Here is a 6,358-nt window from a genome sequence, read left to right as displayed (position 1 = left end):
CCGGGCAACCGCCCGGATCCCTCCGCGCCCCAACGCCCGGGCTTCGGCCCCCATCAGCAGCCGACGCTGCCGCTCATCAAGATGAGGAAAAATCGGAGTTGTCGTGAGCGACGACGGCCGGGAGACAGTGTTGCTGCCGCGAGCGCCGCAGGTGTTCGCTCTCTATCGTTCGGACAGCATCAACAACTCGATGCACGACGTCCTCGGCTGGATCCTGGCCCTACCGGGCGGTGAGATCCTCATGGTCCAGGGGCTTCCTGGCACCAGAGAGGTGATCTGGTCTGAGTCGCTGAGTCAGGTCGAAACCTTCTGGGCGCCCATGGCCGGCGCCGACGTCGTCATGGTCACGGAGCCGGCGGACGGAGAGGCACGAGATCGGCAAGCCGGACGCTAGCCGGCCCCACGACCCGGGTCCGCGCCATCGACGGGACGCCCAGCCAAGCGCGACGGCGGACGCGGTGCGGGCATGATGGACGGGTGACCGAACTTCCCCGGGACCTGCCGGTCTTCGAGCGCAGCGCGGTGCGGTGGTGGTGCTCGACGCCGACGGCCGGGTGCTGCTGTTCCACACCCGCGACCCGGACCACCCGCGCCTGGGCACCTGGTGGGAGCTGCCCGGCGGCGGGATGGACCCGGGCGAGACGTACCTGGACACGGCGGTGCGGGAGCTGCGCGAGGAGACCGGCATCGTCGCCACCGCCGCGCAGATTCCGTGCCGATGATCACTAGCGGGCTGCGAGCCTTCACGTTCGGGTCACCGCCGACCGCGAACCCTGCTCGAATCGAGTTTCGAAGGAGCCCTTATGGATCGAAACTTTAGGATCAACTGGGGCCCGGTGCGGTCGACGGCTGAGCGGGTTTTTGAGGAGTTGGGTGGTGGGGGGGAATTTGATAGCGCGTTGTTGAACTTTACGTGGCGTGTGTGGTTAACGGACGCGGGGTTTCATGTGGGGGATCAGCGTGTCCAGCGCGCGATGGTCGACGGTTGGCTCTTGATCAGTGGTGATGATATCGACGGGTTGGAGACGTTGGCGCGGGAGGTGCGCAGACGTGCCCCGGAGTGTCCTGTGAGGGTGGAAATGGGGGGTGTGGCGCGGGTAGACGAGACGATGTTGCGCAGGTTTCAAGCGATGCATGTGTCGGTGGTGCCGTGGGTGCCGGGTGTTGTGTCTGGACCGCAGCAGCGGACCGGTTGGGAGAGTGTGCCGCGTCCTGACGCGGAGAGTTCGGTGCCGTTGACGCCATTGTGGACGGGTGGTGGTACGGCTCCGGCGGCGTCTGCGAGTCCGTTCGGCGGTGACGGCGCATGGGCTGGTTCGGACCTGACGGCGGCGGCCCGGTCGTCCGGTGGTGGGATCGGGCAGGAGGCGGCCGACCCGGTTGCTGGGGACAAGCGTGACACGGCAGTGGCTGATGTCGTGACTGATGTGGGGTGGAAACGGCGTCGGTTGGACCAGGGACGTGTCGAGGTGGTCCGTGGCGGCCCGGATCACGGCCAAGAGTCCAGCGACGATCTCAAGCTGGTGCGATGGGTGCAGCACCAGGTAAGCCCCGACCCCGAGATGGAGAACGCTTTTCCCTGGCGTGATCCGAAGGCCCCGCACGCACGCGTCTACGAACCGTATGCCGACGACAACGGCGAGGTGCACCCCACCGTCGGCGCCGACGCTGCAAACATCACCGCGGAGATGGTGTCCGGGAAGGGCCACCTGGCATTTGTCGCCCGGGACCCGGATGATTCGCGGCTGCCCCTGACCATGGCCGGAGCAATGCCACAACTGTGGCGCCAGCTGGAACAGGATGTGGCCGCCGAGGTCCGCCGACGGGTTCTGGGTCAACCTGCACCGACCGCGCGAGTAACACCCGGCCGCATGCAAGCACACCACCTCCGCCCCCACGAACACATGCTCATGGGCCGTTGGGGACTGTTCCTGGCCAGCGATCCCACCGGCCCCGAACAGCCCGCCCTCACCCAAGGCCGGATCTTGGGTCTGTATCTCGGCGCCGTACTCAAAACCGACGAAGACATACAACAGTGGGAAAACACCTATCGGCTCTACCCGACATACGGGATAGACTTACCCGCCGGACGACGTTTCATCACAATGAGCGCAGAAGGAGCCGCCAACGCGATCGCCTTCGCCAACACCGCCATCACTGACGACCCCACCTCACCTAAAACCGACGAGTCCCGGGTTAACGCCGTCTTCGTGCAGTTCCGCATCCGAATAGCCGACAGACGCGGCAGAATACGCAGAGAAAACATCATGGCGCTGGTCGCCCTGGACAACGCATTCGACCCGCACACCAACCCCCACCGCATCATCCTCGCCAACTACGGCAACAACGCCTACGTCGAAGACAATTTGCAACCGCACATAAAACAGGAACCCCAAAGCCAGTCCCCGTGGGACAACCCGCCAGGCCCCAGCGAGACCGACCTTCCCGAACCCCGCCTACCCGCCGACACGATCATCCCAGCCACCGCCGACCAGACCACCCCGCCCTTCGCGTTACAGGACATCACCGGCGGGATACCCCCCCGACCCCTAGCAACCACTGAGCAACCATCGCGACCCATTCCGCGGTCGGCCCTCACCGCGCTATCGCGTTCGCTGCCTTCGCGGGTGGATGTATCAGGTCCGGGTTCATCGGATGAGCACGAGCCGGACATGTCGCGGTCGCAGCCCGATGCGGCCGATAGCGGCGAACAGTCCTGGCCGCCGGTGCCCGCAGCGGTGCACGAAGCCCTCCAACAGACACCGCGCGTGGTGCCGGGCAGCGCGGTCGTGGTGTGGGCGGCGATGCTGCGTCACCGCCAGCCACTCACGACCGCCCAGATCATCGACTCCACCGTTCTCGACCAGTCCGCGATCACCAGCGCGAGCGCCGCCGTGCGGTACGTGCAGGCGTTGCGGGGGCTGGGCCTGCTCGTCGCGCGGGGCAAAGACGGCCAGGCCGTGCGATACCAGGCGGTGGTTCCCCAGGGGTGGTCCCCACCCGAGCGGCAGGCGGCCACCGACTGGCTCGACCGCCAACCCCCACCGGCGCCCCCCGCGAACACCCCGCCGGTGCCCGCAGCGGTGCACGAAGCCCTCCAACAGACACCGCACGTGGTGCCGGGCAGCGCGGTCGTGGTGTGGGCGGCGATGCTGCGTCACCGCCAGCCCCTCACAACCACCCAGATCATCGACTCCACCGTTCTCAACCAGTCCGCAGTCACCAGCCCGCGCACCGCCGCGCTGTACGTGCAGGCGTTGCGGGGGCTGGGCCTGCTCGTCGAGCGGGGCAAAGACGGCCAGGCCGTGCGATACCAGGCGGTGGTGCCCCCGGGGTGGTCCTCATCCGAGCGGCAGGCGGCCACCGACTGGCTCGAGCGCCAACCCCCACCGGCGTCCTCCGCGAACACCCCGCCGGTGCCCGCAGCGGTGCACGAAGCCCTCCAACAGACACCGGGCGTGGCGCCGGGCAGCGCGGTCGTGGTGTGGGCGGCGATGCTGCGTCACCGCCAGCCCCTCACAACCACCCAGATCATCGACTCCACCGTTCTCAACCAGTCCGCAGTCACCAGCGCGAGCGCCGCCGTGCGGTACGTGCAGGCGTTGCGGGGGCTGGGCCTGCTCGTCGAGCGGGGCAACGACGGCAATGCCGTGCGATACGAGGCGGTGGTGCCCCCGGGGTGGTCCTCATCCGAGCGGCAGGCGGCCACCGACTGGCTCGAGCGCCAACCCCCACCGGCGCCCTCCGCGAAGACCCCGCCGGTGCCCGCAGCGGTGCACGAAGCCCTCCAACAGACACCGGGCGTGGCGCCGGGCAGCGTGGTCGTGGTGTGGGCGGCGATGCTGCGTCACCGCCAGCCACTCACGATCGCCCAGATCATCGACTCCACCGTTCTCGACCAGTCCGCGGTCACCGGCACGCGCGCCGCCGCGCTGTACGTGCAGGTGTTGCGGGGGTTGGGTCTGCTCGTCGAGCGGGGCAAGGACGGCAAGGCCGTGCGATACGAGGCGGTGGTGCCCGCGGGGTGGTCCTCATCCGAGCGGCAGGCGGCCACCGACTGGCTCGAGCGCCAACCCCCACCGGCGTCCTCCGCGAACACCCCGCCGGTGCCAGAAGCGGTGCACGAAGCCCTCCAACAGACACCGCACGTGGTGCCGGGCAGCGCGGTCGTGGTGTGGGCGGCGATGCTGCGTCACCGCCAGCCCCTCACAACCACCCAGATCATCGACTCCACCGTTCTCGACCAGTCCGCGGTCACCAGCCCGAGCACCGCCGGGCTGTACGTGAAGGCGTTGCGGGGGCAGGGCCTGCTCGACGAGCAGGGCAAAGACGGCAAGGCCGTGCGATACCAGGCGGTGGTGCCCCCGGGGTGGTCCTCATCCGAGCGGCAGGCGGCCACCGACTGGCTCGAGCGCCAACCCCCACCGGCGCCCTCCGCGAACACCCCACCGGCGCCCTCCGTGAACACCCCGCCGGTGCCAGCACCGGTGCACGACGCCCTCCAACAGGCAGACAGAGTGGTGCCGGGCAGCGCGGTCGTGGTGTGGGCGGCGATGCTGCGTCACCGCCAGCCACTCACGACCGCCCAGATCACCGACTCCACCGTTCTCGACCAATCCGCGGTCACCAGCCCGAGCGCCGCCGGGCTGTACGTGCAGGCGTTGCGGGGGCTGGGTCTGCTCGTCGAGCGGGGCAACGACGGCAGGGCCGTGCGATACGAGGCGGTGGTGCCCCCGGGGTGGTCCTCATCCGAGCGGCAGGCGGCCACCGACTGGCTCGAGCGCCAACCCCCACCGGCGCCCTCCGCGAACACCCCGCCGGTGCCAGCAGCGGTGCACGAAGCCCTCCAACAGACACCGCACGTGGTGCCGGGCAGCGCGGTCGTGGTGTGGGCGGCGATGCTGCGTCACCGCCAGCCACTCACGACCGCCCAGATCATCGACTCCACCGTTCTCGACCAGTCCGCGATCACCAGCCCGAGCGCCGCCAAGCTGTACGTGCAGGCGTTGCGGGGGTTGGGTCTGCTTGTCGAGCGGGGCAAGGACGGCAAGGCCGTGCGATACCAGGCGGTGGTGCCCGCGGGGTGGTCCCCACCCGAGCGGCAGGCGGCCACCGACTGGCTCGAGCGCCAACCCCCACCGGCGTCCTCCGCGAACACCCCGCCGGTGCCAGCAGCGGTGCACGAAGCCCTCCAACAGACACCGCACGTGGTGCCGGGCAGCGCGGTCGTGGTGTGGGCGGCGATGCTGCGTCACCGCCAGCCACTCACGACCGCCCAGATCATCGACTCCACCGTTCTCGACCAGTCCGCGGTCACCGGCCCGAGCGCCGCCGTGCGGTATGTGCAGGTGTTGCGGGGGCTGGGTCTGCTCGTCGAGCGGGGCAACGACGGCAGGGCCGTGCGATACCAGGCGGTGGTGCCCCAGGGGTGGTCCTCATCCGAGCGGCAGGCGGCCACCGGCTGGCTCGAGCGCCAACCCCCACCGGTGTCCTCCGCGAACACCCCGCCGGTGCCCGCAGCGGTGCACGACGCCCTCCAACAGACACTGGGCGTGGTGCCGGGCAGCGCGGTCGTGGTGTGGGCGGCGATGCTGCGTCACCGCCAGCCACTCACGACCGCCCAGATCATCGACTCCACCGTTCTCGACCAGTCCGCGATCACCGGCCCGAGCACCGCCAAGCTGTACGTGCAGGCGTTGCGGGGGCAGGGTCTGCTCGTCGCGCAGGGCAAAGACGGCAATGCCGTGCGATACCAGGCGGTGGTGCCCCCGGGGTGGTCCCCACCCGAGCGGCAGGCGGCCACCGACTGGCTCGACCGCCAACCCCCACCGGCTCCGACACCAGACAACCCGAGCTCCGACCTTACAATCGCGTGGGTCGAAATGCCCCACGATCACCAACCAGCGCTGCCACCCGGGACACTGTCAGCCGCCCGCACCTGGTTACGCGTCCACGGGCCACACTGGAACGCCGTCCTCCAACAACACGCAACCAGTGAAATTCTGGAACTGTGGGATCGCTTCACCACAACAACGACGTTTCCGTACAGCACGCTAGGCGATTACACAGCCGTCCTGGAAGGGGCATGGCTCACGTACGACCAGCTCTTCCAGGCCGCCAGCGACACGAAGATCGCCATACCAAGCCCGAACACCGTCTTCGGGCAGGCCGGCTCGCGGCCGCCGGTCGGAGGCGACGCCGCGACAACGGTGTCGCCCGCGTGGACTGAACCGCCGTCGTCGGTTCGCAGCGAGTGGCGAGACGCGCGTACGAGGCCGGCGGGACCGGTCGGCTCTCAGCCGGGTACCGAAGCGTCGCCCTACCTTCACCGACGTGTGCGTGACACCACGTCGGGATC

The 6,358-nt window shown here is 69.1% G+C and carries 3 protein-coding genes and 1 pseudogene; 3 read left to right on the top strand and 1 reads right to left on the bottom strand.

The window, feature by feature from the left end; all coding sequences use genetic code 11:
• Positions 1-103: 103 nt before the first annotated feature.
• Both AB0G14_RS34275 and AB0G14_RS34270 read left to right on the top strand, forming a co-directional pair.
• Complete coding sequence (locus AB0G14_RS34275; RefSeq protein ID WP_357704729.1) at positions 104-394, top strand: hypothetical protein; 291 nt, start codon at positions 104-106, stop codon at positions 392-394.
• Positions 395-530: 136 nt separating this feature from the next.
• Positions 531-722: an NUDIX domain-containing protein gene (locus tag AB0G14_RS34270; protein ID WP_357704727.1), complete on the top strand. Its 192-nt coding sequence runs from the start codon at positions 531-533 to the stop codon at positions 720-722.
• Positions 723-2,171: 1,449 nt separating this feature from the next.
• Here AB0G14_RS34270 and AB0G14_RS34265 read toward each other — a convergent pair.
• Positions 2,172-2,396, bottom strand: a complete 225-nt coding sequence (locus tag AB0G14_RS34265; protein WP_357704725.1) for a hypothetical protein — start codon at positions 2,394-2,396, stop codon at positions 2,172-2,174.
• A 276-nt stretch (positions 2,397-2,672) separates the two neighbouring features.
• Here AB0G14_RS34265 and AB0G14_RS34260 point away from each other — a divergent pair.
• A pseudogene (locus AB0G14_RS34260) lies at positions 2,673-6,358 on the top strand (hypothetical protein); the annotation flags it as partial.

The organism is Micromonospora sp. NPDC023814 (genome assembly GCF_040639595.1).
GTDB lineage: Bacteria > Actinomycetota > Actinomycetes > Mycobacteriales > Micromonosporaceae > Micromonospora.
Note: the sequence above shows the minus strand (reverse complement) of the source record. Positions and strands in the feature narration are given on the sequence as shown.